Annotated in this window: 19 protein-coding genes; 11 read left to right on the top strand and 8 right to left on the bottom strand. The window is 54.0% G+C overall.

The window, feature by feature from the left end; all coding sequences use genetic code 11:
• Window positions 1–74: 74 nt before the first annotated feature.
• Window positions 75–1,793 carry a DUF4153 domain-containing protein gene (locus HVZ52_RS01515; protein WP_181598787.1) on the bottom strand — a complete coding sequence of 573 codons (1,719 nt, stop codon included), beginning with the start codon at window positions 1,791–1,793 and terminating at the stop codon, window positions 75–77.
• Window positions 1,794–2,171: 378 nt separating this feature from the next.
• On the opposite strand from HVZ52_RS01515, the gene pckA reads away from it, so the two are divergent.
• Window positions 2,172–3,794: a phosphoenolpyruvate carboxykinase (ATP) gene (pckA, locus tag HVZ52_RS01510; protein WP_016154801.1), complete on the top strand. Its 1,623-nt coding sequence runs from the start codon at window positions 2,172–2,174 to the stop codon at window positions 3,792–3,794.
• Between the two features lie 74 nt (window positions 3,795–3,868).
• Here pckA and envZ read toward each other — a convergent pair whose 3' ends face one another.
• A complete protein-coding gene (envZ, locus tag HVZ52_RS01505; protein WP_029139732.1) occupies window positions 3,869–5,221 on the bottom strand; it encodes a two-component system sensor histidine kinase EnvZ in 1,353 nt (450 codons plus the stop codon).
• Window positions 5,218–5,937: a two-component system response regulator OmpR gene (ompR, locus tag HVZ52_RS01500; protein WP_001157751.1), complete on the bottom strand. Its 720-nt coding sequence runs from the start codon at window positions 5,935–5,937 to the stop codon at window positions 5,218–5,220. Before ompR ends, envZ begins: the two co-directional genes overlap by 4 nt.
• Before the next feature lie 225 nt (window positions 5,938–6,162).
• Here ompR and greB point away from each other — a divergent pair, with 225 nt between their 5' ends.
• The 6 genes from greB to HVZ52_RS01470 all read left to right on the top strand — a co-directional run bounded on the left by greB (window position 6,163) and on the right by HVZ52_RS01470 (window position 13,499).
• Complete coding sequence (gene greB, locus HVZ52_RS01495; protein WP_016154802.1) at window positions 6,163–6,636, top strand: transcription elongation factor GreB; 474 nt, start codon at window positions 6,163–6,165, stop codon at window positions 6,634–6,636.
• 98 nt (window positions 6,637–6,734) lie between these two features.
• Window positions 6,735–9,068, top strand: coding sequence for a Tex family protein (locus HVZ52_RS01490; RefSeq protein WP_016154803.1), 2,334 nt, complete (start codon window positions 6,735–6,737; stop codon window positions 9,066–9,068).
• A 431-nt stretch (window positions 9,069–9,499) separates the two neighbouring features.
• Entirely contained in the window at window positions 9,500–9,727 is a 228-nt protein-coding gene (feoA, locus tag HVZ52_RS01485) for a ferrous iron transporter A (RefSeq protein WP_003023519.1), read from the top strand.
• A gap of 18 nt (window positions 9,728–9,745) precedes the next feature.
• The gene (gene feoB, locus HVZ52_RS01480; RefSeq protein ID WP_053388953.1) at window positions 9,746–12,064 is read left to right on the top strand and encodes a Fe(2+) transporter permease subunit FeoB; all 2,319 of its coding nucleotides are present in this window, start codon (window positions 9,746–9,748) and stop codon (window positions 12,062–12,064) included.
• A gap of 11 nt (window positions 12,065–12,075) precedes the next feature.
• On the top strand, window positions 12,076–12,312 hold the full coding sequence (feoC, locus tag HVZ52_RS01475; RefSeq protein WP_003023516.1) for a [Fe-S]-dependent transcriptional repressor FeoC: 237 nt from the start codon (window positions 12,076–12,078) through the stop codon (window positions 12,310–12,312).
• 236 nt (window positions 12,313–12,548) lie between these two features.
• Entirely contained in the window at window positions 12,549–13,499 is a 951-nt protein-coding gene (locus HVZ52_RS01470; RefSeq protein WP_094168849.1) for an Rpn family recombination-promoting nuclease/putative transposase, read from the top strand.
• A gap of 44 nt (window positions 13,500–13,543) precedes the next feature.
• On the opposite strand, the gene bioH is transcribed toward HVZ52_RS01470, so the two are convergent.
• Window positions 13,544–14,314 carry a pimeloyl-ACP methyl ester esterase BioH gene (gene bioH, locus HVZ52_RS01465; protein WP_016157646.1) on the bottom strand — a complete coding sequence of 257 codons (771 nt, stop codon included), beginning with the start codon at window positions 14,312–14,314 and terminating at the stop codon, window positions 13,544–13,546.
• Window positions 14,315–14,351: 37 nt separating this feature from the next.
• Between bioH and gntX the strand changes: the two genes are divergently transcribed.
• From gntX to gntT, 3 genes are all read left to right on the top strand, one after another.
• Complete coding sequence (gntX, locus tag HVZ52_RS01460) at window positions 14,352–15,035, top strand: DNA utilization protein GntX (RefSeq protein ID WP_080859333.1); 684 nt, start codon at window positions 14,352–14,354, stop codon at window positions 15,033–15,035.
• 58 nt (window positions 15,036–15,093) lie between these two features.
• On the top strand, window positions 15,094–15,669 hold the full coding sequence (gene nfuA, locus HVZ52_RS01455) for a Fe-S biogenesis protein NfuA (RefSeq protein WP_003023509.1): 576 nt from the start codon (window positions 15,094–15,096) through the stop codon (window positions 15,667–15,669).
• A gap of 379 nt (window positions 15,670–16,048) precedes the next feature.
• Window positions 16,049–17,365, top strand: a complete 1,317-nt coding sequence (gene gntT / locus HVZ52_RS01450; protein ID WP_003023507.1) for a gluconate transporter — start codon at window positions 16,049–16,051, stop codon at window positions 17,363–17,365.
• An 80-nt stretch (window positions 17,366–17,445) separates the two neighbouring features.
• On the opposite strand, the gene malQ is transcribed toward gntT, so the two are convergent.
• Both malQ and malP read right to left on the bottom strand, forming a co-directional pair.
• Window positions 17,446–19,533, bottom strand: coding sequence for a 4-alpha-glucanotransferase (gene malQ / locus HVZ52_RS01445; RefSeq protein WP_181598786.1), 2,088 nt, complete (start codon window positions 19,531–19,533; stop codon window positions 17,446–17,448).
• A 9-nt stretch (window positions 19,534–19,542) separates the two neighbouring features.
• Window positions 19,543–21,936 carry a maltodextrin phosphorylase gene (malP, locus tag HVZ52_RS01440; RefSeq protein WP_181598785.1) on the bottom strand — a complete coding sequence of 798 codons (2,394 nt, stop codon included), beginning with the start codon at window positions 21,934–21,936 and terminating at the stop codon, window positions 19,543–19,545.
• A 629-nt stretch (window positions 21,937–22,565) separates the two neighbouring features.
• Here malP and malT point away from each other — a divergent pair.
• A complete protein-coding gene (malT, locus tag HVZ52_RS01435) occupies window positions 22,566–25,271 on the top strand; it encodes an HTH-type transcriptional regulator MalT (RefSeq protein WP_016154810.1) in 2,706 nt (901 codons plus the stop codon).
• Between the two features lie 41 nt (window positions 25,272–25,312).
• Here the strand turns inward: malT and HVZ52_RS01430 are convergent, their stop codons facing one another.
• Both HVZ52_RS01430 and glpG read right to left on the bottom strand, forming a co-directional pair.
• On the bottom strand, window positions 25,313–26,071 hold the full coding sequence (locus HVZ52_RS01430; protein ID WP_003023499.1) for a DeoR/GlpR family transcriptional regulator: 759 nt from the start codon (window positions 26,069–26,071) through the stop codon (window positions 25,313–25,315).
• Window positions 26,072–26,086: 15 nt separating this feature from the next.
• On the bottom strand, window positions 26,087–26,917 hold the full coding sequence (gene glpG / locus HVZ52_RS01425; protein WP_016154811.1) for a rhomboid family intramembrane serine protease GlpG: 831 nt from the start codon (window positions 26,915–26,917) through the stop codon (window positions 26,087–26,089).
• Between the last annotated feature and the right edge of the window lie 44 nt (window positions 26,918–26,961).

Below are 26,961 nucleotides of genomic sequence, written 5' to 3'. Positions count from 1 at the left end.
GCCTATCCGGCCCACTATCGTCGACCGGATAGGCGTTCGCACCGCCATCCATCAAAACGCTATCCGGAACACGCTCACTCGTTGTAATAATTCATCGGCAATCGGGTGCCATCAATGGTGATATCACGCCAAACTCTGGGGGCTGAATTCAGTTGATGATTCGCCACCGCCTGCAGCAGTTTCTCCTTATTGAATCCTGCAGGTAGCTGACCTGATGCGATGACTTCCCATTTATCCTCTTTCCTGGCAAAGACCAGACTCTCACCATCGCCAAAAGCATACAGCACCTGCTCAGGCTTACCATCCGCATTAAGGTCCTGATCGACCAGGACGCATGCATCCTGCTCAACGCAGGATGTAATGCGGTAGCTCTGCCCTTTGACAAACGTCCAGAAGGTCTCATCGGGTTGCCTGCTACCTGGAGCAATCATCACTTTCGGCGCTAGTTGAGTGGCAGTCAGGTTCTGCATGGGATCGCGACGTCCTTGCAGCAGAGAATTTAAGTCGCGCCGACGCTTACTGTCTTGGTTAAACGCCGCATCTTTTTGTAATGCCTCCAACGCCGCACGTCCCGGTTTTCCGCTCTTACCCAACATATACAGGCTGACCTGATCCGGCTTAATTTTGCCGCTGTGATACAGCCCCATATGGCTGTTGACGCTGATGCGCCAGGCATCAATAACCGGCGACGACAGCAAAATCAACAGCCCCAACGCCAGCAACGACACGCAAAGAATCACCTTCCCCTGAAGCTCAAGCGGATTGCGCCCACGGCGTAAAATACTCGCCAGATAGCCAAACGACCAGAGCAGCAGCACGCAGACCACCAGCACGCCATATAAGCGCTCGGGCGTCCAACCGTACTGTTGAATTCGCACCCACAGTGACCAACCGGCAATCAGCATATAGATGGGCGCGACAACCAGGGCGCATTTGATCAGGTAGCGTAACGCGGCTGGATAGGGAAGCGCCTCTTTCTGCGGCTCGCGAACGATAGCCATCAACAGCAGCAGGAGCAGCGCCAGCGTTGACATCAACCCGGCCGCAGACACCCGCTGCGAGATAGCCTCCAGGCCGGTGAAGGGCAAGGTCAGTACAAACATCAGCGCCAGCAGCGCGACCAGGGGTAACAGACCAGTGGCGATCAAAGTCAGTAACTTTTGGACCGCCGCAACCAGACGCGACTGCGTGCGGGTCAGTACCACCGCCAGTGCGGTAACCAGGCCAAAGGCCACGTAGCCAAACCAGTCGGTATCAAAGAAAAGCGTATCGAAGAAGGTAATACCAACTAGCTTAAACATCTCGCTCCATAGCAGGAGCACCATCCAGAACAAACCGTTGGCAACAAAGACAATCAGTAACGTCAGCGCATTAAGCCACAAACTAGCATAAAACTGCGCATAGCGGGCCTGCTGGCGGGATGCGTGGAGCGAGTACTGAATCCATGGCAATGCCAGCATCGCCATCAGCAGTAAGCGCCAGCCGTACAACATAAAAATATCATTTTGCCGCCACTTATCGCTGCCCTCGACTTGCCACTTTAGCCAGACGCTCATCGCCAGCACGACAACAAAGATCAGCGCCATCCAGTACCACAGCGCACGTTGTTTGAAAGAGACAACGGTGAGTAAAAGCGCCGAAGAGAGAGCAATTGTCGCGGGCATGCCATAGAACAGCCAGCCGTCATTATGCGGCACCAGATATATCATCAGCAGGTAGCACAATATCCCCTGTAACAGGCCGATAGATATCATGCCCCAGCGAGAAGTACGTGAAAGTTCAACACTATCCATGTCGTCACCCAGAATGAAGAGAAAAGGTAATTATCGCATCAACTTCACAATTTTGAGCATTGATAGGCCGATCCCGGACCACTGCGACGGGAAGTGAATCGATATTGTTTATGTATGAGTTACGTTATTTTCTTACGTGAATGCGATTACACTCACAAGTTTCCCGCCAAAAACACTCTCTATTAACGTTTTAAGAACATTTTCCACAACAAAAAAGGGTTTCCTGCCATAATATCCGCCTCTTTGTGACAGGAGTCGCAGCGCATTCGGTTATCCGTGATTTTCCCGGATGCGTAAATCTATGAGCCTTGTCGCGGTTAGCAATCCCTAAAAAACCTTACTATTCCAGGTAATACATATTGGCTAAGGAGCAGTGAAATGCGTGTGAACAACAGTTTAACCCCGCAAGATCTCAAGGCTTATGGTATCAATGACGTTCAGGATATCGTTTACAATCCAGACTACGACACGCTTTTCCAGGAGGAACTTGATCCAAACCTGGAAGGTTATGAGCGTGGCGTGTTAACAAACCTGGGCGCCGTTGCCGTTGATACCGGTATCTTTACCGGACGTTCGCCAAAGGATAAGTATATTGTCCGTGACGACACCACGCGCGACACGCTCTGGTGGTCCGACAAAGGTAAAGGTAAGAACGACAACAAACCGCTCTCCCCGGAAACCTGGCAGCATCTGAAAGGATTAGTCACCCAGCAGCTTTCCGGCAAGCGTCTGTTTATCATTGATGCATTCTGCGGCGCTAACGCCGATACCCGCCTTTCCGTACGCTTCATTACCGAAGTAGCCTGGCAGGCGCATTTTGTTAAAAATATGTTCATCCGCCCAAGCGACGAAGAGCTGGTTGATTTCAAACCTGATTTCATCGTGATGAACGGCGCTAAATGCACTAACCCGCAGTGGAAAGAGCAGGGTCTGAACTCCGAAAACTTCGTGGCTTTCAACCTGACTGAGCGTATCCAGTTGATTGGTGGCACCTGGTACGGCGGCGAAATGAAGAAAGGTATGTTCTCCGTAATGAACTACCTGCTGCCGCTGAAAGGCATTGCCTCCATGCACTGCTCGGCAAACGTCGGGGAAAAAGGTGATGTGGCAGTCTTCTTTGGCCTGTCCGGTACAGGTAAAACAACGCTGTCCACCGATCCGAAACGCCGCCTGATTGGCGATGACGAACACGGCTGGGATGACGACGGCGTGTTTAACTTTGAAGGCGGTTGCTACGCGAAGACCATCAAACTGTCTAAAGATGCCGAGCCGGAAATCTACAACGCAATCCGTCGTGACGCGCTGCTGGAAAACGTCACCGTGCGCGCAGATGGTTCCATCGACTTCGACGACGGTTCCAAAACCGAAAACACCCGCGTGTCCTACCCGATTTATCACATCGATAACATCGTTAAGCCGGTGTCAAAAGCGGGTCACGCCACCAAAGTGATCTTCCTGACCGCCGACGCGTTTGGCGTGCTGCCGCCGGTCTCTCGCCTGACGGCAGACCAAACCCAGTACCACTTCCTGTCTGGCTTCACCGCCAAACTGGCCGGTACCGAACGTGGCGTCACCGAACCAACCCCAACCTTCTCAGCCTGCTTTGGCGCAGCATTCCTGTCACTGCACCCAACGCAGTACGCAGAAGTACTGGTGAAACGTATGCAGGCGGCAGGTGCGCAGGCATATCTGGTTAACACCGGCTGGAACGGTACCGGCAAGCGTATCTCTATCAAAGATACTCGCGCGATTATCGACGCTATCCTGAACGGTTCGCTGGATGACGCAGAAACGTTCCGTCTGCCGATGTTTGACCTGGCTATCCCAACCGAGCTGCCGGGCGTGGATACTCGCATTCTCGATCCGCGTAATACCTATGCTTCTCCGGAGCAGTGGCAGGAAAAAGCCAACGCACTGGCGAAACTGTTTATCGAGAACTTCGAGAAATACACCGATACCCCTGCGGGTGAAGCGCTGGTTAGCGCCGGACCGAAGCTGTAACGAAGAGTGCCGGATGGCGGTTTCGCCTTATCCGGCCTACAGCAACAAAAAGGGAGGCATTTCGCCTCCCTTTCTTATGCGTCTTTCGTGATGCCCTGCGCGCGAGTGAAGGGAACCGGAAGCCAGGCGCGGATCGACAACCCTCCTCGTTCACTGGTGCCAATTTCCAGCATACCGTTATGGTTATCGATAATACGCTGCACAATCGCCAGACCCAGGCCCGTGCCGCTGGTACTACGCGCGCTGTCGCCGCGGACAAACGGCTGGAACAGGTGTTTACGCTGCTCCGGCTTGATGCCCGGACCATCATCTTCTACCTGGAACCAAGCGCGATGCGTCTCCGTACCGCTGCTGACCTTAATCCAGCCGTTGCCGTAACGGGCGGCGTTAACCACCATATTGGCAACCGCACGCTTGATCGACAGCGGGTGCATTTTCACCTGAATGCTGCCCGGCAGCAGCGCAGTTTCGATTTCACGTTCATAGCCGCTTTCCGCTGCGACCACTTCGCCTAACACCGAGTTCAGATCCGCCATCTCCATCGGCATCTCCTGACCGGTACGCAGATAATCGATAAACTGCTCGATAATGGCATTACACTCTTCGATGTCCTTATTGATGGATTCCGCGAGATAACCATCCTCTTCGCCCATCATTTCGGTCGCCAGGCGAATACGCGTCAGCGGAGTACGTAAATCGTGGCTCACGCCCGCCATTAACAGCGTACGGTCATCGGCCAGTTGCTTCACACCCGCAGCCATATGGTTAAAGGCTCGGGTAACGGAGCGCACCTCTGAAGCGCCATACTCACGCAGCGGCGGCGGAATGATACCTTTCCCCACCTGCAGCGCTGCATGTTCAAGATCCACCAGCGGTCGGTTCTGGATACGGATAAACAGCCACGCGCCACCGATAGCCAACAGCATAATCGCCAGCGTGTAGCGGAACAGCGGTGAGAAATCGCCCTGATGGATCTCCGTCAGCGGCACGCGTACCCAGATATTGGGCGACAGCCAGGTTTTCAGCCATACGACCGGCGAGCTTTTGTTCACCTCAACGCGGACTTCCGTCGGACCGCCCAGTTGCTGCGCCATCTGATGGCTTAAGAATTCATAGTGTTGCGCCCAACGCAGTCCTGCTTCTTCAGCTGCCTCGTTGGAATAGAGGGAAATACCCAGCTCACGATAAATTTCCCGGCGGAATGCGGGCGGCACCACCAGTTGCGTACCGTCCTCCAGCTGCAGTTTATCGGTCATCAGCATACGAACTTCGTAGGCCAGGACCTTATTAAACTGCTGGAGGCTCGGCAGTATCGCGAAGTTCAGCACTACCAGGTAAGTCGTCACCAGGCTGGCAAACAGCAAGGTGACGATGAGCAATAACGTGCGGGCAAACGAACTTCGTGGCGAGAAGCGCATTCGCCTCATGCTTTAGAACCGTCCGGAACAAAGACGTAGCCGAGACCCCACACGGTCTGAATGTAGCGCGGATGCGCCGGGTCCTCTTCCACCATACGGCGCAGACGAGAAATCTGGACATCGATAGAACGCTCCATCGCCGAATATTCACGACCACGGGCCAGGTTCATCAGCTTATCGCGGGACAGCGGCTCGCGCGGGTGGCTTACCAGCGCTTTCAGTACCGCAAATTCCCCACTGGTGAGCGGCATTGGCTCATCTTCACGGAACATTTCACGCGTACCGAGGTTCAGTTTAAACTTACCAAAAGCAATGACCGCTTCTTCCTGAGAAGGCGCGCCCGGCAGTTCGTTCGCCTGACGACGCAGTACAGCGCGAATACGCGCCAGCAGTTCTCGCGGGTTAAACGGTTTCGGAATGTAATCGTCAGCGCCGATTTCCAGCCCAACGATACGATCGACTTCTTCACCCTTCGCCGTGACCATAATGATCGGCATCGGGTTGCTTTGACTGCGCAGGCGGCGGCAAATAGACAGGCCATCTTCTCCCGGCAGCATTAAATCCAGCACCATCAGGTGAAAGGACTCACGGGTCAGCAGACGATCCATCTGCTCAGCGTTAGCGACGCTTCGAACCTGGAAGCCCTGCTCGGTCAGATAACGCTCCAGAAGCGCACGCAAGCGCATGTCGTCATCGACCACCAGAATCTTATAGTTCTCTTGCATTGTTATTACTCCCAAAGGTTCGCAACAATTAAGTGTATATTCTTAAGAAAGCTAACGTGAGTCACCAGCGAATTCTGGTATGAATTCCAGGCTAAATTGTTACAAAGCATATTAAACAGCAGCTTAAGTATACAATGTTTCTCGCAATACATTATTTATTCTGTTGATATGCTCGCGTAATACTAATTGTGCGCATCATCACAGAGTCGAAGGTAAAACAATAAGATGAAAACGCCCCTGATAACCCGCGAAGGGTATGAAAAACTCAAACAAGAGCTGAATTACCTCTGGCGTGAAGAGCGCCCGGAAGTCACTAAAAAGGTTACCTGGGCCGCAAGTCTGGGTGACCGCAGCGAAAATGCCGACTACCAGTATAATAAAAAGCGTCTGCGTGAGATCGACCGCCGTGTCCGTTATTTGACCAAGTGCATGGAGAATTTGAAAATCGTCGATTACTCCCCGCAGCAAGAGGGCAAAGTCTTCTTTGGCGCGTGGGTCGAGATTGAAAATGACGATGGCGACATCCGTAAATTCCGTATTGTCGGCTACGATGAGATCTTCGGTCGTAAAGATTACATTTCTATCGACTCACCGATGGCGCGGGCGCTGCTGAAAAAAGAGGTCGGCGATCTCGCGATAGTCAACACCCCTGGTGGTGAAGCCAGCTGGTACGTGAACGAAATTGAATATGTTAAGTGAGACCGGAACAATCCGAAGCCCCGGTAGATGACTGGCATTTTTGCCAGTCAATCCGTATAACTATCCCCTGATTTTTTATCCTATAGACGAAGCTATCCATGATGAATGATTCTTTCTGCCGCATTATCGCAGGTGAAATTCAGGCTCGTGCTGAACAGGTAGAAGCTGCCGTTCGCCTGCTTGACGAAGGGAACACCGTGCCGTTTATCGCACGTTATCGTAAGGAAATCACCGGCGGTCTGGACGATACGCAACTGCGTAATCTGGAGACCCGTCTGGGATATCTGCGTGAACTGGAAGACCGCCGTCAGGCAATCCTGAAATCTATCGGCGAGCAAGGCAAACTGACCGACGATTTGGCGAACGCGATCAACGGCACGTTAAGTAAGACCGAACTCGAAGATCTCTATCTGCCGTACAAACCTAAGCGCCGCACCCGTGGGCAGATAGCCATTGAGGCCGGACTGGAGCCGCTGGCAGATCTGCTGTGGAACGAACCGTCCCATGACCCGGAAACCGAAGCTGCAAAATATCTCAACGCCGAAAACGGCGTGGCCGATACCAAAGCCGCCCTCGATGGCGCACGCTACATTCTGATGGAGCGCTTCGCCGAAGACGCTGCGCTGCTGGCAAAAGTGCGTGATTATTTGTGGAAAAACGCCCATCTGGTTGCCGCCGTGGTTAGTGGCAAAGAAGAGGAAGGCGCTAAGTTCCGCGATTACTTCGATCACCACGAACCTATTTCTACCGTTCCATCCCACCGTGCGCTGGCCATGTTCCGTGGTCGTAACGAAGGCGTGTTGCAGCTTTCACTAAATGCCGATCCGCAATTCGATGAGCCGCCAAAAGAGAGCCACGGCGAGCAGATTATCCAGGATCACCTGGGACTGCGCCTGAACAACGCCCCCGCTGACAGCTGGCGTAAAGGCGTTGTTAGCTGGACGTGGCGCATCAAAGTGCTGATGCACCTTGAAACTGAGCTGATGGGTACCGTGCGTGAACGTGCGGAAGATGAAGCGATCAACGTCTTTGCCCGTAACCTGCATGACCTGCTGATGGCCGCCCCGGCTGGGCTGCGCGCCACAATGGGTCTCGATCCGGGTCTGCGTACCGGTGTAAAAGTGGCGGTGGTTGACGGTACCGGCAAGCTGGTCGCGACCGACACTATTTATCCGCATACCGGCCAGGCAGCCAAAGCCGCCGTTGCCGTGGCGGCGTTGTGTGAAAAATACAACGTTGAGCTGGTCGCGATTGGTAACGGCACGGCGTCGCGCGAAACCGAGCGTTTCTTCCTCGACGTGCAGAAACAATTCCCGAAAGTGACCGCACAGAAAGTGATTGTCAGCGAAGCCGGGGCATCGGTTTACTCTGCTTCCGAGCTGGCGGCGCTGGAGTTCCCGGATCTCGATGTTTCGCTGCGTGGCGCGGTGTCTATCGCCCGTCGTTTGCAGGATCCGCTGGCGGAGCTGGTGAAAATCGATCCGAAATCTATCGGCGTGGGCCAGTATCAGCACGATGTAAGCCAGACGCAGCTGGCGCGCAAGCTGGATGCGGTGGTGGAAGACTGCGTGAATGCCGTCGGCGTCGATCTGAATACCGCTTCCGTGCCGCTGCTGACCCGCGTTGCTGGCCTGACGCGCATGATGGCGCAAAACATCGTCGCCTGGCGCGATGAGAACGGTCAGTTTCAGAACCGTCAGCAACTGCTAAAAGTTAGCCGCCTGGGGCCAAAAGCCTTTGAACAGTGCGCGGGATTCCTGCGTATCAACCATGGCGATAACCCACTGGATGCTTCTACCGTTCACCCGGAAGCTTATCCGATTGTGGAACGCATTCTGGCCGCAACCGAGCAATCGCTGCGTGACCTGATGGGCAACAGCAACGAACTACGCAATCTGAAAGCAGCCGATTTTACCGACGAACGCTTCGGGGTGCCGACCGTCACCGACATCATCAAAGAGCTGGAAAAACCGGGCCGCGACCCGCGTCCTGAATTTAAAACCGCGCAGTTTGCTGATGGCGTAGAAACCATGAACGATCTGCTGCCGGGAATGATTCTGGAAGGGGCAGTCACTAACGTCACGAACTTCGGCGCGTTTGTTGATATTGGCGTTCATCAGGATGGTCTGGTGCATATCTCTTCATTGTCGAATAAGTTCGTCGAAGATCCACACACCGTGGTGAAAGCGGGCGACATTGTGAAGGTGAAAGTGCTGGAAGTTGACCTGCAACGTAAGCGTATCGCACTGACCATGCGTCTGGACGAGCAGCCGGGTGAAACCAATGCGCGTCGCGGCGGCGGGAATAACGATCGCACTCAAAGCAATCGCCCGGCACCAAAAGCCGCGAAACCTCGTGGTCGTGACGCACAGCCTGCGGGTAACAGCGCCATGATGGATGCGCTGGCGGCGGCAATGGGTAAAAAACGCTAGTGTAACTTTTGTGCCGGATGGGGGGGTAACCTCCTTATCCGGCTAACTTGTTGCAATTAATTTGTAAGCCGGATAACACGCGTGAGCGTCGCCATCCGGCATATTTAGTCTATTTCCCGCTTTCTACCGCCATATATTTATCACTTCATTAACAGATGAAACCTTAATTAAACATTAAGATCCTCACTAATTATTTCCGTGAATCATTCGTTCTCAACCAGAATAAATATTGAGGAATATCAAAATTGGCGCAAATTATTATCCAATTGTACATTCCGTCACATTTATTCTATTGATGATAGAAACCATTCTCATTATCATTGATCTGTTGATTATTTACTCTTTCCTTACGTTGGCTAATCATCTGGCCTCATGCCGCCTTGTCGCCCCATGAGGTAATCATCCAGTTAGCGAGATATAAGTAGGTCCCTATGCAATTCACTCCTGACAGTGCGTGGAAAATTACCGGTTTTGCCCGTGAAATCAGCCCGGCTTATCGTCAGAAACTGTTGTCACTTGGCATGCTACCCGGCTCCTCTTTCAACGTGGTACGCGTCGCCCCACTCGGCGATCCTATCCATATCGAAACGCGTCGCGTAAGTCTGGTATTGCGTAAGAAAGATCTGGCGTTATTAGAAGTGGAAGCGGTTTCCTGTTAATACAGTGAGTCTATAAAAATGAAAAAACTAACCATTGGTTTAATTGGCAATCCTAATTCCGGCAAGACTACTTTATTCAACCAGCTTACCGGCGCACGCCAGCGTGTAGGCAACTGGGCTGGCGTTACCGTTGAGCGTAAAGAAGGTCATTTCGCAACGACGGACCACCAGGTCACGCTGGTTGATTTACCCGGCACCTATTCTCTGACGACAATCTCATCTCAGACCTCTCTCGATGAGCAGATCGCCTGTCACTATATTTTAAGCGGCGACGCGGATCTCTTGATCAACGTGGTCGATGCTTCAAACCTTGAACGCAACCTCTACCTGACGTTGCAACTGCTTGAGCTGGGCATCCCCTGCATCGTCGCGTTGAATATGCTGGATATTGCCGAGAAGCAGCAAATCCGTATTGATATCGATGCCCTCTCCGCTCGCCTTGGCTGCCCGGTGGTTCCGCTGGTATCCACCCGCGCCCGCGGCATTGAAGCGCTGAAACTGGCGATCGATCGCTACAAAGAAAACGACACCGTCGAGCTGGTTCATTATGCCCAACCGCTGCTGCAGGAAGCGGATTCCCTCGCCGATGCGATGGCCAAAGATATGCCGTTAAAACAGCGCCGCTGGCTGGGCCTGCAGATGCTGGAAGGCGATATCTACAGCCGGGCCTACGCGGGGGATGCCGCGCAAAACCTTGATGCCGCCATTGCACGTCTGAGCGAGACAATGGACGATCCGGCACTGCATATCGCCGATGCGCGCTATCAGTGCATTGCCGCTATCTGCGATACCGTCAGCAACACCCTGACGGCAGAGCCGAGCCGCTTCACCACCGCAGTAGATAAAATCGTCCTCAACCGCTTCCTCGGGCTGCCGATTTTCCTGTTCGTGATGTACCTGATGTTCCTGCTCGCCATCAACATTGGCGGCGCGCTGCAACCGTTGTTTGACGTCGGCTCCGTAGCGCTCTTTATCCATGGTATTCAGTGGATTGGCTACACGCTGCACTTCCCGGACTGGCTCACTATCTTTTTGGCGCAAGGTCTTGGCGGCGGGATTAACACCGTGCTGCCACTGGTACCGCAAATCGGCATGATGTACCTGTTCCTCTCCTTCCTTGAAGACTCCGGTTACATGGCGCGCGCCGCGTTTGTAATGGACCGTCTGATGCAGGCGCTGGGACTGCCGGGCAAATCGTTTGTCCCGCTGATCGTCGGCTTTGGCTGTAACGTACCGTCAGTGATGGGCGCACGTACGCTGGACGCCCCGCGTGAACGTCTGATGACCATCATGATGGCGCCATTTATGTCCTGTGGCGCTCGTCTGGCGATTTTCGCCGTCTTTGCCGCAGCGTTCTTTGGTCAGAACGGTGCGCTGGCGGTCTTCTCACTGTACGTACTGGGTATCGTTATGGCGGTATTGACCGGTCTGATGCTCAAACACACCATCATGCGTGGCGAAGCAACGCCGTTCGTGATGGAGCTGCCGGTGTACCACGTGCCGCACATTAAGAGTCTGATTATTCAGACCTGGCAACGCCTGAAAGGCTTCGTTCTGCGTGCGGGTAAAGTCATCATCATCGTCAGCATTTTCCTCAGCGCGTTTAACAGTTTCTCGCTGAGCGGAAAAATCGTCGACAACATCAACGACTCTGCTCTGGCCTCCGTCAGCCGCGTAATCACGCCGGTCTTCAAGCCGATTGGCGTTCACGAAGATAACTGGCAGGCAACCGTAGGTCTGTTCACCGGCGCGATGGCGAAAGAAGTGGTTGTCGGTACGCTGAACACGCTCTATACCGCAGAAAACATTCAGGAAGAAGAGTTCAACCCGGCAGATTTCCACCTCGGTGACGAGCTGCTCGGCGCGGTAGATGAGACCTGGCAAAGCCTGAAAGACACCTTCAGCCTGAGCGTACTGGCTAACCCTATTGAAGCCAGCAAGGGCGACGGTGAAATGGCTACGGGTGCAATGGGCGTGATGGGCGAAAAATTTGGCAGCGCTGCCGCCGCTTACAGCTACCTGATTTTCGTGCTGCTGTATGTGCCATGTATTTCGGTAATGGGCGCTATTGCACGTGAATCCAGCCGTGGCTGGATGGGCTTCTCGATTCTGTGGGGCCTGAACATCGCCTACTCTCTGTCGACGCTGTTTTATCAGGCGGTCAGCTACAAAGAGCACCCGACCTACAGCCTGGTGTGCATTTTAGCTGTCATCCTGTTTAACATTGTGTTGCTGGGCCTGCTGCGTCGAGCTCGCAGTCGCGTGGATCTCGCACTGCTGGCGACCAACAGGACGGCAAGCTCCTGCTGTTCCAGCACCACTGGCGACTGCCACTAAGGTTATCGACAATGGCATCGCTTATTCAGGTTCGTGATTTATTGGCTTTGCGGGGACGCATGGAGGCAACTCAAATTAGCCACACGCTGCACACCCCGCAGCCCATGATTGACGCCATGCTGAATCAGTTAGAAAAGATGGGCAAAGCGGTGCGGATTCAGGAAGATGCCGATGGGTGTCTTTCCGGAAGCTGCAAGAGTTGTCCGGAAGGTAAAGCCTGCCTGCGCGAGTGGTGGGCTTTGCGCTAGTTCGATGCCGGATGGCGCTACGCTTCCGGTCTAAAAATGACTGCAAACGTCCTGGCCGGATAAAGCGTTTATGCTGATATCCGGCTTTTTGCGTAATGGATTCCACAAAGATGTCTTTGTTTCAGCAAAGCAGATCTATCCTCCAGCCTGTCGCGCATCGTTATCAACTCGTGGATGATTACTGGCGACCAGGGAAGTAGAGTCTCGTCATCTTGTTTCTCAGGTGACGGATCGCCATGAATACTGACACGACTGCTACGCCGCATGACGCGATTTTTAAAACGTTCTTAAACCACCCTGCTACCGCACGCGACTTTCTTCGGCTCCATCTTCCAGCCTCTTTGCAAAAACTGTGCGATCTGAAAACGCTACAACTGGAATCGGGCAGCTTTATTGAGGACGATTTGCGCGCGTACTATTCCGATGTGCTGTGGTCATTAAAAACCCGCGAAGGCGATGGCTATATTTACACCATCATTGAGCATCAGAGTACCGCCGATGCCCATATGGCATTTCGGCTGATGCGTTATGCCATTGCGGTCATGCATCGTCATTTGGCTGCAGGTCACAAAAAACTCCCGCTAGTGATACCCATGCTTTTTTATCATGGCGCGGCAAGCCCATACCCCTACTCACTCTGCTGGCTGGACGAATTTGACGACCCAAAGGCTGCCAGACAACTTTATACCGCAGCGTTTCCACTGATCGATATCACCGTGGTTCCCGATGACGAGATCATGCAGCATCGCCGGATGGCGCTGTTGGAACTCATCCAAAAACATATTCGTAAACGCGATTTGATGGGGCTGGTAGAAAAACTGGCCATCCTGATTATTAAAGGACACGCTAATGACAGCCAGTTGAAAGCCTTGTTTAATTATCTAATGCAGGTCGGGGACACCACACATTTTACCGAGTTTCTTCATGAGGTCGCCGAACGTTTACCCCAACATAAGGAAAAGTTGATGACTATCGCCGAAAGATTACGACAAGAAGGGCATCTTAATGGTCTTCAGGAAGGTCATATGAAAGGGTTACAAGAGGGGTTACAAACGGGCTTGCAACAAGGTAAACGAGAGGAAGCTTTACGTATTGCATCAACCCTGCAGGCTGATGGTATCGACCCGCTGACCATCTTCAGAATTACCGGACTGACCGCTGAGGATCTGGCTACGCGCAGCCATTAATCTCAAGCCCGGTAAGCGTGGCTCTACCGGGCAACACAACAGATTTATAGGCGTTTTTTTAACGCCACCAGCGCTGCGCAGAACTCTGCAGGATGCGAGATAAACGGTGCATGCGCCGCTTTAGCAAATATCAACGACTCGCTATGCGGCCACAGGGCATCGAGCATTGGGACCACTTTGCGCGGAACCAGTCCATCGAGATAGCCGTACAACCGCAGAAAAGGCATGTCCACAGCGCACAGAGGCTCACGCAGATCGACCGTTTTCAGGATCTCCAGTCCGCCATTGAGCACCTCGACCTTCGGCATGGGTAACGCCAGCACTGTTTTCTTCAGTGCTCGCGCATCCTGACGCGCGGTGTCCGTGCCCATCGTCTGCAACGCCAGAAAACGTTCCACCGTACGCTGGAAATCTTCGCTCAACTGCTGCTGGAAACCTGCCAGCACTTCTGGCTTGATACCCGGCCACTCGTCGCGCGCGCTAAAGCAAGGGGAAGACGCCACGGTCACCAGCGCCTGAACACGTTCAGGATGGGTTAACGCCACCTGGCTTGCGACCAGCCCGCCCAGACTCCAGCCAAGCCAGATGGCTTTCTCCGGTGCCTGTTTTACTACCCGCTCAGCCATCTCTTCCAGCGACATTGCGCCGAACCCCTGGCTGCGACCAAATCCCGGTAAGTCGACAAGATGCAGCGTGAAATGCGAACTCAATTCCTCGCTTATGCAATGCCACACTTGCGCATTCAGTCCCCATCCGTGCAGCAGCACAAGATGGCAATTTCCCGAACCCTGGGTCTGCCACCAGATGTCATTCATCAGTTATTGTTCTCTTTTAGCCTGAAAGGATGCTTCTATGCTAACAGTACCGGGATTGTGCTGGCTATGCCGAATGCCCCTGACGTTAGGGCATTGGGGGATCTGTTCAGTCTGCACACGGGCAACGCATCAGCACGTCAGCCGGTGCCCTCAATGTGGACTCCCTGCCGCGCATACCGTCGTTCCCTGCGGGCGCTGTCTGCAAAAACCACCGCCGTGGCAGCGACTGGTTACCGTCAGCGACTATGCTCTGCCGCTGAGCGGGCTTATCCACCAGCTCAAGTTTTCCCGACGTGGCGAAATGGCCCCCGCCCTTTCACGCTTGCTGTTGCTGGAGGTATTACAGGCCCGGCGCGTCAGCGGTCTTCCTCTGCCGGACAGGCTCGTCAGCGTCCCGCTCTGGCAGCGCCGGCACTGGCGCAGAGGGTTTAATCAGAGCGACTTACTGTGTCGTCCCCTGGCTCGCTGGCTAGACTGCGACTGGGACAGCCGGGCCATCACGCGGGTTCGGGCAACCGCCACACAGCACCATCTCAGCGCCCGATTACGTAAACGTAACCTGAAAAACGCCTTTCGCCTTGAATTGCCAGTGCAGGGACTCCATATGGTCATTGTGGATGATGTCGTCACTACCGGAAGTACCGTCGCGGAAATCGCGCAGCTGCTTTTACGCAACGGCGCGGCGACTGTCCAGGTATGGTGCCTGTGTCGAACCTTGTAGAGCCTCGATGATGGGCGTATTATAACCAAGTAAAATAGTCAACTATTAGGCCATTACTATGATCCATATTTCCGATGCTGCACAAGCGCACTTTGCCAAACTGCTGGCAAATCAGGAAGAAGGGACACAAATCCGCGTATTTGTGATTAATCCCGGCACGCCTAACGCTGAATGCGGCGTTTCTTATTGTCCGCCGGACGCCGTGGAAGCAACCGACACCGCCATTAAATTTGACCTGCTGACCGCATATGTTGATGAACTGAGCGCACCGTATCTGGAAGATGCAGAAATCGATTTCGTTACCGACCAGTTAGGCTCCCAGCTGACCCTGAAAGCACCAAACGCCAAAATGCGTAAAGTTGCCGATGATGCGCCGCTGATGGAACGCGTGGAGTACATGCTGCAATCGCAGATCAACCCACAGCTGGCAGGTCACGGTGGTCGCGTCTCTCTGATGGAAATCACCGATGAAGGCTACGCTATTCTGCAGTTTGGCGGCGGATGTAACGGCTGTTCAATGGTGGATGTAACGCTGAAAGAAGGTATCGAGAAACAGCTGCTGGCTGAATTCCCTGAACTGAAAGGCGTTCGCGATTTAACCGAACACCAGCGCGGCGAGCACTCTTACTACTAACGCCTCAACCTGTAGAGTTTCCGTAGGCCCGTTAAGACGCATCCGCGCCGCCATCGGGCATTGATGCCGGATGGCAGCGTAATCGCTTTATCCGGCCTACAACCTTGCATTTCTCCGCATATTTCCTGCAACAATCCCCCTCATAATTTGACCAGCCTCTCATAATTTAAATTTTGCCTGCCCAGGTGATTTTCAAGCGCCGTATGTTACCCGTATCATTCGCATCAGCACCTAACACACACATAACAGCCAGCTAAACTGATTAGTTTTGAAGGCAACCAGCATTGGTGCTGAGAATGCTCTGTTCCCGGTCGGGACAATCGGAATTTGTCATCTAAACACTGACGTTACCCATAACAAAGTAAAGGCCAGGTAAATCATGCCATTAGTCATCGTTGCTATCGGTGTAATCTTGTTACTCCTCCTGATGATCCGTTTCAAAATGAACGGTTTCATCGCTCTCGTCCTGGTGGCGCTTGCTGTCGGATTGATGCAAGGGATGCCACTGGATAAAGTCATCGGTTCGATTAAAGCCGGTGTCGGCGGAACCCTTGGCAGCCTCGCCCTGATTATGGGTTTTGGCGCCATGCTGGGCAAAATGCTGGCGGACTGCGGCGGCGCACAGCGCATCGCAACCACCCTGATTGCTAAATTCGGCAAAAAACATATTCAGTGGGCGGTGGTATTAACCGGCTTCACCGTCGGTTTTGCCCTGTTCTACGAAGTCGGCTTCGTGCTGATGCTGCCGCTGGTGTTCACCATCGCCGCTGCTGCCAACATCCCGCTGCTGTATGTTGGCGTGCCGATGGCTGCTGCGCTGTCCGTAACTCACGGCTTCCTGCCGCCGCACCCAGGTCCGACCGCTATTGCCACCATTTTCCATGCAGATATGGGTAAAACCCTGCTGTTTGGTACGATTCTGGCAATCCCGACCGTTATTCTCGCTGGTCCGGTGTACGCTCGCTTCCTGAAAGGTATCGATAAGCCAATCCCGGAAGGTCTGTACAGCGCGAAAACGTTTACTGAAGAAGAGATGCCTGGCTTTGGCGTCAGCGTCTGGACCTCCCTGGTACCGGTTATCCTGATGGCGATGCGCGCCGTGGCGGAGATGATTCTGCCAAAAGGCCACGCTTTCCTGACGGTGGCAGAATTCCTGGGTGACCCGGTTATGGCAACGCTTATCGCGGTGCTGATTGCAATGTTCACTTTTGGTCTGAACCGCGGACGTTCGATGGATCAGATCAACGACACGTTGGTGTCCTCCATCAAAATCATCGCGATGATGCTGTTGATCATCGGTGGTGGCGGTGCCTTCAAACAGGTCCTGGTGGATAGCGGCGTGGACAAGTACATCGCGTCAATGATGCACGGTTCAAACGTTTCTCCGCTGCTGATGGCATGGTCTATCGCTGCGGTACTGCGTATCGCACTGGGCTCCGCAACCGTAGCGGCAATCACCGCTGGTGGGATTGTGGCACCGCTGATTGCAACGACCGGCGTAAGCCCTGAGCTAATGGTTATTGCGGTTGGTTCCGGTTCCGTCATTTTCTCCCACGTGAACGATCCGGGCTTCTGGCTGTTCAAGGAGTACTTCAACTTGACCATCGGTGAAACCATCAAGTCATGGTCAATGCTGGAAACCATTATCTCCGTCTGCGGTCTGGTAGGGTGTCTACTGCTGGGTATGGTGGTCTGATAAAACTGTGCCGGGTGGCGCTTCGCTTACCCGGCCTACCTGCTATCACCCTAATAAAGCCGGGGAAATCCCCGGCTTTATTACTTCTTCTTCGCGGCCGCTTTTCGGCGCTTATCCAAATCCTTAATCAGCTTGTTCACACCGTCATCGGCAAACATCTGCTCCAGCGTGGCGGTGAGCTTACGCCGCCAGTTTTTGTACTGGTTGCTGGTCCCCGGAATATTGACCGGCTCAGCCATATCCAGCCAGTCTTCCGGTTGCAGGCCCAACAGCGCACTGTTGCTGTCAGCGATGTAGCGTTGCATGCCGCGATTAAGAATCGGTGTCATCGACATCAGCGACGCCTTGTGACCAGCACGTTTTGGCAGGCACCCGTATTTGTGCAGTGCGTCCAGCAGCCCCTGTTTCGCCAGTTCTCTGTCCTGATACAGCCCACGCAGCACGACTTCATCCGGATACAGACCCAGTGCCTTACCCAGCGTCAGATCGCCGCTATCCCAATAACCTTTAAGCGTAGGAAGGTCATGCGTCGCCGCGACTGCCATTGATTGTTCCGGGTACGCTTTCGGCGCGCGAAAGTTTTTCTCATGGTCATTCTCAAAATAAAGCACTTTGTAGGAGTACACGCCGCTGTCACGCAGCTTGCTGACGATCTCTACCGGCACAGTCCCCAGATCTTCACCAATTACCATGCAGTGATGACGTTTACTTTCCAGCGCCAGAATTGAAAGCAGATCGTCGACCGGATAATGCACGTAGGCGCCGTGATCGGCAGTTTCACCGTAAGGGATCCACCACAGACGCAGCATCGACATAACATGGTCGATACGCAACGCACCGCAGTTCTGCATATTGGCACGCAGCAGTTCGATAAACGGTTCGTAAGCGCGTGCCGTGATGATATGCGGATCCATCGGCGGCAATCCCCAGTTTTGCCCGAGCGGACCGAGAATATCCGGCGGTGCGCCAACCGAGGCTTTCAGGCAATACAACTCGCGGTCGCACCAGGTTTCCGCCCCGCCTTCGGCCACGCCGACAGCCAGATCGCGATATAATCCAATCGGCATCGCAAAGCCCTGGCTGGTTTTCCAGCAATCAGCAAACTGGGTATACGCCAGCCACTGCAACCACAGGTAGAAATCCACTTCATCACGATGCTCTTCGCAAAAGCGTTTTACCTCTGGCGAATCCACCGACTGGAAAGCTTGCGGCCACACCGGCCAGCCCCAGCGCAGTGCGTCCTCTTTCACCTGATGCGCATGCAGCGCATCAAAGGCCGCCTGCCAGTACAGGCTATCCCCTTCCTGAATCACAAACTGACGAAATGCCGCCATCTGCTCATCGTCACGTGCAGAGAAGCTTTTCCACGCCATACGCAGCGCTGTCATCTTCAATGCGGTAACGGCAGAATAATCAACCCACTCGGCATCACGCGCGCGTTGCAGAGCTTGCTGAGTCGCGGGTTTCTGCCACCAGGCTTGCGCCTCTTTACTCAGGCGAAAATCGTCTACTGCGTTCACATCAATATAAATAACGTTCAACCAGCGGCGTGACGACGGGCTGTACGGACTGGCACTCTCCGGGTTCGCCGGATACAGCGCGTGAATCGGATTCAGGCCGATAAACGCGCCGCCGCGTTGCGCCACCTCCACCAGCATGGCACGGAGATCGCCAAAGTCGCCAATCCCCCAGTTTTTTTCTGAACGCAGGGTATAGAGCTGAACGCATGCGCCCCACAGCTTCTGCCCGGCTAACAGAGCCTGCGGCTCATAGCAGCGTTTCGGCGCGACGATGATGCGGCAATGGGTACGCAACTCCCCCTGGGTGAGGGTAAGCGTGTGATACCCTTCCGGCAGCTTCGCCGGAAGGTTGAACGATTTACCGCCGACGGCATGCCCTTTGTGCTGCACGCCCTCTTCGGTGGTCAGCAGCCAGTTAAACTCTCCGCGTCCCTCAACTGCCAGCGGCATTTTCTTACCAGCGGTATAAACCATGACATTCGGCACCGGGGTCACCGCCACCTGAGCGGTGGCGGTGGAGCGATGCATAGCGTCAAGCAAACGCCGCTTGGTTTCGACGCCAATAGACTGCGGTTTACCGTGGGCATTAATGTAATTGGGGCTGATCCCCGCCGCCAACGCGGCATTATCCAGACGTTTGCTTTCCATCGCGATTCCTTAACGTTTCGCCTGCCAGATACGAGTCTGATAATCGCGGATGGAGCGATCCGAACTGAACATGCCGCAACGCGCGGTATTCAGAATCGCCGCCCGGGTCCAGGCTTCCTGGTCACGATACAACACGTCAACGTGCTTCTGGGCTTCAACATAGGCCGCGAAGTCCGCCATTACCAGATACGGGTCACCGCCCTGCTTGCCGATACTGTGCAGCATCTGGTCGAAGGCATGTTTATCGCCGTCGCTATACTTCCCGCTTTCCAGCTCTTTCAGAACAGCATCCAGCACTTTATCTTTCTTACGCCATTTCACCGGGTCGTACCCTTTGGCCTTGAGCGCCTTCACCTCTTCCACGGTATGACCAAAGATAAAGATATTCTCGTCACCGACCTTCTCGGCGATTTCGACGTTTGCGCCATCCAGCGTACCGACGGTTAACGCACCGTTCAGCGCCAGCTTCATGTTACCGGTGCCGGAAGCCTCTTTCCCTGCGGTGGAGATTTGCTCAGAGATATCCGCCGCTGGGATCAACATTTCCGCCGCCGAGACACAATAATCCGGCAGGAATACGACCTTCAGCTTGTCGCCCACTTGCGGGTCGTTATTGATGGTTTCTGCAACCTTGTTAATGGCAAAGATGATATTTTTCGCCAGGTAGTAACCCGGAGCGGCTTTCGCGCCAAACAGGAATACGCGCGGCACGCGATCGGCCTGCGGGTTCTCACGGATTTCTTTGTATAACGCCAGAATATGCAGCAAGTTGAGGTGCTGACGCTTGTACTCATGCAGGCGTTTAATCTGAATATCAAAGAGAGCGTTAGTCGTTATCTCAATACCGGTACGCGCTTTAATAAACTTCACCAGACGCGCTTTGTTCGCCAGCTTGATGTCACGATACTGCTGACGAAACTTCGCGTCGTCGGCGTATTTTTCCAGGTTAATCAACTGATCGAGGTCGTTGGCCCACTCTTTTTTCAGCGATTTATCCAGCAGCGCGGCAAGTGCCGGGTTGCACTGCTTAATCCAGCGACGCGGAGTAATCCCGTTAGTGACGTTATGGAATTTGTTCGGCCAGAGCTGATGATATTCCGGGAACAGATCCTTCACCACCAAATCGGAGTGCAGCGCCGCCACGCCGTTAACCGCAAAGCCGCTGACCACGCACATGTTGGCCATACGCACCTGTTTGTTGTGCACCACCGCCAGCTTCGCCCAAACTTCAGCGTCACCCGGCCAGGTTTTATCGACCAGCTTCTTAAAGCGGTCGTTAATCTCTTTGATGATTTGCATATGGCGCGGCAGTAGTGCTTTCACCAGCTTCTCGTCCCAGCACTCCAGCGCCTCTGGCATCAAAGTGTGGTTGGTATAAGCAAAGGTCTTACTGGTAATAGCCCACGCATCGTCCCAGCTCATCTGGTGCTCATCAATCAGCACACGCAGTAGCTCAGGGATGGCGATGGTCGGGTGAGTATCGTTGAGCTGAATCACCTCAAAATCAGCCAGCTCATGCAGTTTACGCCCTGCCAGATGATGGCGGCGCAGAATGTCAGCTACGGAGCAAGCGCACTGGAAGTATTGCTGCATCAGGCGCAGCTTTTTACCCGCGGTGTGGTTGTCGTTCGGGTACAGCACTTTGGTCAGTTTTTCAGCGTCGATGCCCTGCTGCTCTGCGCGCAGGAAATCGCCGTCATTAAATTTGGTCAGGTTAAACGGATGTGCGTGGCTGGCCTGCCACAGACGTAGCGGTTGCGCCACGCCGTTACGGTAGCCGAGAACCGGTAGATCCCAGGCCTGGCCGGTGATAACAAACCCCGGCTCCCAGTGCCCTTCTTTGGTGACCTTGCCGCCAATCCCTACTTGCACATCCAGTGCTTCGTTGTGACGGAACCACGGATAGCTGCCGCGATGCCAGTCATCCGGGGCTTCCATCTGCTGCCCATCGGCAAATGACTGACGGAACAGGCCGTACTGGTAGTTGAGACCATAGCCCGTCGCCGATTGACCGACTGTCGCCATCGAATCAAGAAAGCAGGCCGCCAGGCGTCCCAATCCACCGTTACCCAGCGCCGGGTCGATCTCTTCTTCCAGCAGGTCGGTCAGGTTAACGTCATGCGCTTTCAGCTCATCGCTCACGGCCTGATACCAGCCGAGATTGAGTAAGTTGTTGCCGGTCAGACGGCCAATCAAAAACTCCATCGAGATGTAGTTAACATGGCGCTGATTTTTTGCCGGCTTCGCCGCAGGCTGGGCGCTGAGTAACTCAGCCAACGCCCCACTCACTGCCTGCCACCACTGGCGCGACGTCATTTCTTGAGCCGACAGTAAACCGAAGCGCTGCCACTGACGCGTCAGGGCAGCCTGAAATTGATCTTTGTTGAAAGTAGGCTGTGACATAGGGGTTCCAGATCCTTAGGTAATAAAACAACGTTATCGCTAGTTTGCCAGGCTCGTTGTTGACCTTCCTCATCCTGGCACGGATTAGGCAGGGAGGAGGAGCGGGGATGAGCATAAAAGTGTGATCGCTGCCACTTAAAGAGGGTGTTATCGCCCGTAAATTCGCGTAAGTCCGGCATAACGCCCCTGTAATGCCCAACGGACGACGCATTAATAACAAGAGATAAATCGACAATATCAAATAGAGGGGTGACGATGGGAAACAATCTGTAAACAGAGAAATAGTTTCTAACCTGAAATATCCAAGGTGGATAAGATAATTCACATAAAACTTTTAAGTCGGCCACAAAATTCGGCTCTTTACATTAAGCAACTGAGTAACCTTATAAAATGGGAGGTATTTTTCGGCTCAGCCAAAATACCGACGGATCCAGTCGCCACGCCTGTTGTGACTCTTTAAAGCAATTAATGTAATAGATGTTTAGATTTGTGACATAGTGCAAAATCAGACACACAAAAAGTCCGCTTAGCTTGCATAAAACACTAATCTGGCCGACCTTATATCTATTAATTACGAAGCGCAAAAAAAATCATTTTTCCCCATTTTCACACAGTGAAGTGACTAACTTATGTTGATTCCGTCTAAATTAAGTCGTCCGGTTCGACTCGACCATACGGTGGTTCGTGAGCGCCTGTTGGCTAAACTTTCCGGCGCGAACAATTTCAGGCTTGCCCTGATAACAAGTCCTGCTGGTTATGGAAAAACAACGTTGGTTTCACAATGGGCAGCGGGGAAGAACGACTTAGGCTGGTACTCTCTGGATGAAGGCGATAATCAACAAGAGCGCTTTGCCAGCTATCTGATCGCCGCTATCCAGCAGGCAACCGGTGGACACTGCACCACCAGCGAAGCGATGGTGCAAAAGCGCCAATACGCTAGCCTGACGTCACTGTTTGCGCAGCTATTTATTGAACTGGCCGAGTGGCACCGCCCGCTCTACCTGGTAGTGGATGATTATCATCTCATCTCCAATCCGGCAATTCACGAAGCGATGCGTTTCTTCCTGCGTCATCAGCCTGAGAACCTCACGCTGGTCGTGCTGTCGCGCAACCTGCCGCAGTTGGGTATTGCCAACCTGCGAGTACGCGATCAGTTGCTGGAGATAGGCAGCCAACAGCTGGCGTTTAACCACCAGGAAGCCAAACAATTTTTCGATCGACGTTTGTCCTCACCTATCGAAGCGGCAGAAAGCAGCCGGATGTGCGATGACGTTGCTGGCTGGGCCACGGCGTTACAGCTGATTGCCCTCTCCGCCCGCCAGAACAACCACTCTGCACACCAGTCCGCACGCCGCCTCGCCGGGATCAACGCCAGCCATCTGTCCGATTATCTGGTTGATGAAGTGCTGGACAGCGTCGACCTCGGCACCCGTCATTTCCTGCTGAAAAGCGCCATTCTGCGCTCAATGAACGACGCACTGATCGTCCGGGTCACTGGGGAAGAAAACGGCCAGATGCGGCTGGAGGAGATTGAGCGCCAGGGATTATTCTTGCAGCGGATGGATGACGTCGGTGAGTGGTTCAGCTACCACCCGCTGTTTGGCAGCTTTTTACGCCAGCGCTGTCAGTGGGAACTGGCAAGCGAACTGCCCGAAATACACCGCGCCGCCGCTGAAAGCTGGATGGCGCAAGGCTTCCCCAGCGAAGCTATCCACCACGCGCTGGCGGCAGGCGACGCGCATATGCTACGCGATATCCTGCTTAACCATGCGTGGGGACTGTTTAACCACAGCGAACTGACATTACTGGAAGAGTCGCTGAAAGCCCTGCCGTGGGAAAGTCTGCTGGAAAATCCGCGTCTGGTTCTGCTGCAAGCCTGGCTGATGCAAAGCCAGCACCGCTACGGCGAGGTTAATACCCTGCTGGCACGCGCTGAGCAGGAAATGAAAGGCGACATGGAACCGACGCTGCACGCCGAATTTAACGCCCTGCGTGCGCAGGTCGCGATTAACGACGGCAATCCTGACGAAGCCGAGCGCCTGGCAAAGCTGGCGCTGGATGAGTTACCCATCGCCTGGTTCTATAGCCGTATCGTCGCCACCTCGGTACACGGTGAAGTCCTGCACTGTAAGGGCGATCTCACGCGTTCTCTGGCGTTAATGCAGCAAACCGAGCAAATGGCACGCCATCATGACGTCTGGCATTACGCGCTGTGGAGTTTAATCCAGCAAAGCGAAATTTTGTTTGCCCAGGGCTTTTTACAGGCCGCCTGGGAGACTCAGGAAAAAGCGTTTCAGCTGATCAAAGAGCAACATCTGGAACAGTTGCCGATGCACGAGTTCCTGGTGCGTATTCGCGCGCAGCTGCTGTGGGCATGGGCGCGCCTGGACGAATCGGAAGCGTCTGCCCGCGCGGGTATTGAACTGCTTTCCACATTCCAGCCGCAGCAGCAGCTACAGTGCCTGGCGCTGCTGATTCAATGTTCGCTGGCCCGGGGGGATCTGGATAATGCGCGTAGCCTGCTTAACCGCCTGGAAAACCTGCTGGGTAACGGTCACTATCACAGTGACTGGATCTCGAACGCCGATAAGGTACGGGTGATTTACTGGCAAATGGTGGGCGACAAAAATTCGGCCGCCAACTGGCTGCGCCACACGCCGAAACCGGAATTCGCCAATAACCACTTCCTGCAAAGCCAGTGGCGCAACATCGCCCGCGCGCAGATCCTGCTGGGCGAGTTTGAACCGGCTGAGATTGTGCTGGAAGAGTTGAATGAAAATGCGCGCAATCTGCGCCTGATGAGCGATCTGAACCGTAACCTGCTGCTGCTTAATCAGCTCTACTGGCAGGCAGGACGCAAAAATGACGCACAGCGCGTGTTACTCGACGCGCTGCAGCTGGCGAACCGCACCGGATTTATCAGTCACTTTGTCATTGAAGGTGAGGCCATGGCGCAGCAACTGCGTCAGCTGATTCAGCTCAATACCTTACCGGAACTCGATCAGCACCGCGCCCAGCGTATTTTGCGTGAGATTAACCAGCATCACCGCCATAAATTCGCCCACTTCGATGAAGGATTCGTTGAGCGTCTGCTTACTCACCCGGAAGTACCGGAGCTTATCCGGACCAGCCCGCTGACCCAGCGCGAATGGCAGGTTCTGGGACTGATTTATTCGGGCTACAGCAACGAGCAGATCGCCGGAGAATTGGCCGTCGCGGCAACGACCATCAAGACGCACATCCGCAATTTGTATCAAAAGCTCGGCGTCGCACACCGCCAGGATGCGGTGCAACATGCGCAGAAACTGCTGAAAATGATGGGGTATGGGGTTTAGTTAATGCCTGATACGCTACGCTTATCAGGCTTGGAATTAACTTAGCACAGCTCTAACTGAATATGATGGTCCGCAATAACCTGCATCACGCCAGCTGGCGGCAGCGTGTCGGTATACACCGCATCCACCATGCTGATACTGCCCATATTCACCATCGCGTTACGCCCAAACTTCGAGTGATCCACCACCAGCATCACATGCCGTGAATTCTCAATAATCGCGCGCTTGGTGCGAACTTCGTGATAATCAAACTCCAGCAGGGAGCCATCGCTATCGATACCGCTAATCCCTAAGATGCCGAAGTCCAGGCGGAACTGAGAAATAAAGTCGAGGGTCGCTTCGCCCATAATACCGCCGTCGCGGCTACGCAGTTCGCCACCGGCGAGTATGATGCGGAAATCCTCTTTCGCCATCAGCGTATTCGCCACATTGAGGTTGTTGGTCACAATGCGTAAATTGCTGTGATTGAGCAGCGCGTGAGCCACCGCTTCCGGCGTAGTGCCGATATCAATGAACAACGTAGAACCGTTCGGGATCTGCGTGGCAACTTTGCGGGCAATGCGCTCTTTTTCCGCCGTCTGTGTCGCTTTACGGTCATGCCACGGGGTGTTGACCGAGCTGGAGGGCAGCGCCGCGCCACCGTGATGGCGCAAAATCATGTTCTGATCGGCCAGATCGTTAAGATCGCGGCGAATCGTCTGCGGGCTGACGGAGAAATGCTCCACCAGCTCCTCAGTACTGACGTATCCCTGTTTCTTTACCAGCTCGATGATCGCGTCATGTCGTTGTGTTTGCTTCATTATTGTTCCCTGAAATTACGTTCGTTTTCGTACATTCATAGTATCGGCAAACGCCATTGCCAGACCCACGGCCAGCCCGGCGATATGTGCGCCGTTCGCCATCGACATGCCGAACACATCAAACCAGCCGGCAACAATCCAGATCAAAGCAAAGATAATCAAACCACGCTGCAGGAAAATACCACTTTGTGGATCGCGCTCGCCGCGCAACCACACATAACCCATCAGCGCATATACCACGCCAGACAGCCCACCAAACCACGGGCCGCTAAATTTCTGCTGAACGTAGCCGCTTAGCAGGGCGCTGATCACGGTAATTACAATCAGTTTTCCGCTGCCCAGACGCTTTTCAACCGCACCGCCGAGATACCACCACCACAGCAGGTTGAACAGAATATGCATCAGCGAGAAGTGCATAAAAGCGTGGGTGAAATAACGCCAGAATTCAAATTTCAGCGAAGGGTCAAACGGCCATGCCAGCCAGAGCATCACGGTCTGGTCGCCCAGCGTGTTCATCGCGATAAAGACCAGCACACACGCGGCCATCACCACCCAGGTTACCGGGCCTGCGCGTTCGCGCAATGTGGCCAGGAACGGATAACGCTGGTAGCGCAGACCGCTGTCGGTATGACCCGACTGCCAGCTTGCTGCGAGGTAACGCGGATCGCCTGGATTCTCCAGAAATCGCGCCAGCTCAGCATGCACGCGCTCAGCCTGGGACTCATCCGCCAGCCAGACATCCGTTTGCTGATGTTGTTGAATCGTCAGGATAACGCCCTGTGTCGCCATATAATCAACAAATGCCTGCGCCACGCGGGGGTTAGCAAAAGAGGTAATCATCAACATGGTTGCTGTCGCTTATTCCACACAAAAGAGGACAGTATATATAC

It is taken from the genome of Citrobacter sp. RHB36-C18 (genome assembly GCF_013814485.1).
Classification (GTDB): Bacteria; Pseudomonadota; Gammaproteobacteria; order Enterobacterales; family Enterobacteriaceae; genus Citrobacter; species Citrobacter braakii.
This window is presented reverse-complemented; position numbering and strand designations above follow the sequence as displayed.

Bases quoted from the DNA above. Each gene is read 5' to 3' on its own strand.
- HVZ52_RS01515 (WP_181598787.1), bottom strand. From the start codon at position 1,793: ATGGATAGTGTTGAACTTTCACGTACTTCTCGCTGGGGCATGATATCT.
- pckA (WP_016154801.1), top strand. From the start codon at position 2,172: ATGCGTGTGAACAACAGTTTAACCCCGCAAGATCTCAAGGCTTATGGT.
- envZ (WP_029139732.1), bottom strand. From the start codon at position 5,221: ATGAGGCGAATGCGCTTCTCGCCACGAAGTTCGTTTGCCCGCACGTTA.
- ompR (WP_001157751.1), bottom strand. From the start codon at position 5,937: ATGCAAGAGAACTATAAGATTCTGGTGGTCGATGACGACATGCGCTTG.
- greB (WP_016154802.1), top strand. From the start codon at position 6,163: ATGAAAACGCCCCTGATAACCCGCGAAGGGTATGAAAAACTCAAACAA.
- HVZ52_RS01490 (WP_016154803.1), top strand. From the start codon at position 6,735: ATGATGAATGATTCTTTCTGCCGCATTATCGCAGGTGAAATTCAGGCT.
- feoA (WP_003023519.1), top strand. From the start codon at position 9,500: ATGCAATTCACTCCTGACAGTGCGTGGAAAATTACCGGTTTTGCCCGT.
- feoB (WP_053388953.1), top strand. From the start codon at position 9,746: ATGAAAAAACTAACCATTGGTTTAATTGGCAATCCTAATTCCGGCAAG.
- feoC (WP_003023516.1), top strand. From the start codon at position 12,076: ATGGCATCGCTTATTCAGGTTCGTGATTTATTGGCTTTGCGGGGACGC.
- HVZ52_RS01470 (WP_094168849.1), top strand. From the start codon at position 12,549: ATGAATACTGACACGACTGCTACGCCGCATGACGCGATTTTTAAAACG.
- bioH (WP_016157646.1), bottom strand. From the start codon at position 14,314: ATGAATGACATCTGGTGGCAGACCCAGGGTTCGGGAAATTGCCATCTT.
- gntX (WP_080859333.1), top strand. From the start codon at position 14,352: ATGCTAACAGTACCGGGATTGTGCTGGCTATGCCGAATGCCCCTGACG.
- nfuA (WP_003023509.1), top strand. From the start codon at position 15,094: ATGATCCATATTTCCGATGCTGCACAAGCGCACTTTGCCAAACTGCTG.
- gntT (WP_003023507.1), top strand. From the start codon at position 16,049: ATGCCATTAGTCATCGTTGCTATCGGTGTAATCTTGTTACTCCTCCTG.
- malQ (WP_181598786.1), bottom strand. From the start codon at position 19,533: ATGGAAAGCAAACGTCTGGATAATGCCGCGTTGGCGGCGGGGATCAGC.
- malP (WP_181598785.1), bottom strand. From the start codon at position 21,936: ATGTCACAGCCTACTTTCAACAAAGATCAATTTCAGGCTGCCCTGACG.
- malT (WP_016154810.1), top strand. From the start codon at position 22,566: ATGTTGATTCCGTCTAAATTAAGTCGTCCGGTTCGACTCGACCATACG.
- HVZ52_RS01430 (WP_003023499.1), bottom strand. From the start codon at position 26,071: ATGAAGCAAACACAACGACATGACGCGATCATCGAGCTGGTAAAGAAA.
- glpG (WP_016154811.1), bottom strand. From the start codon at position 26,917: ATGTTGATGATTACCTCTTTTGCTAACCCCCGCGTGGCGCAGGCATTT.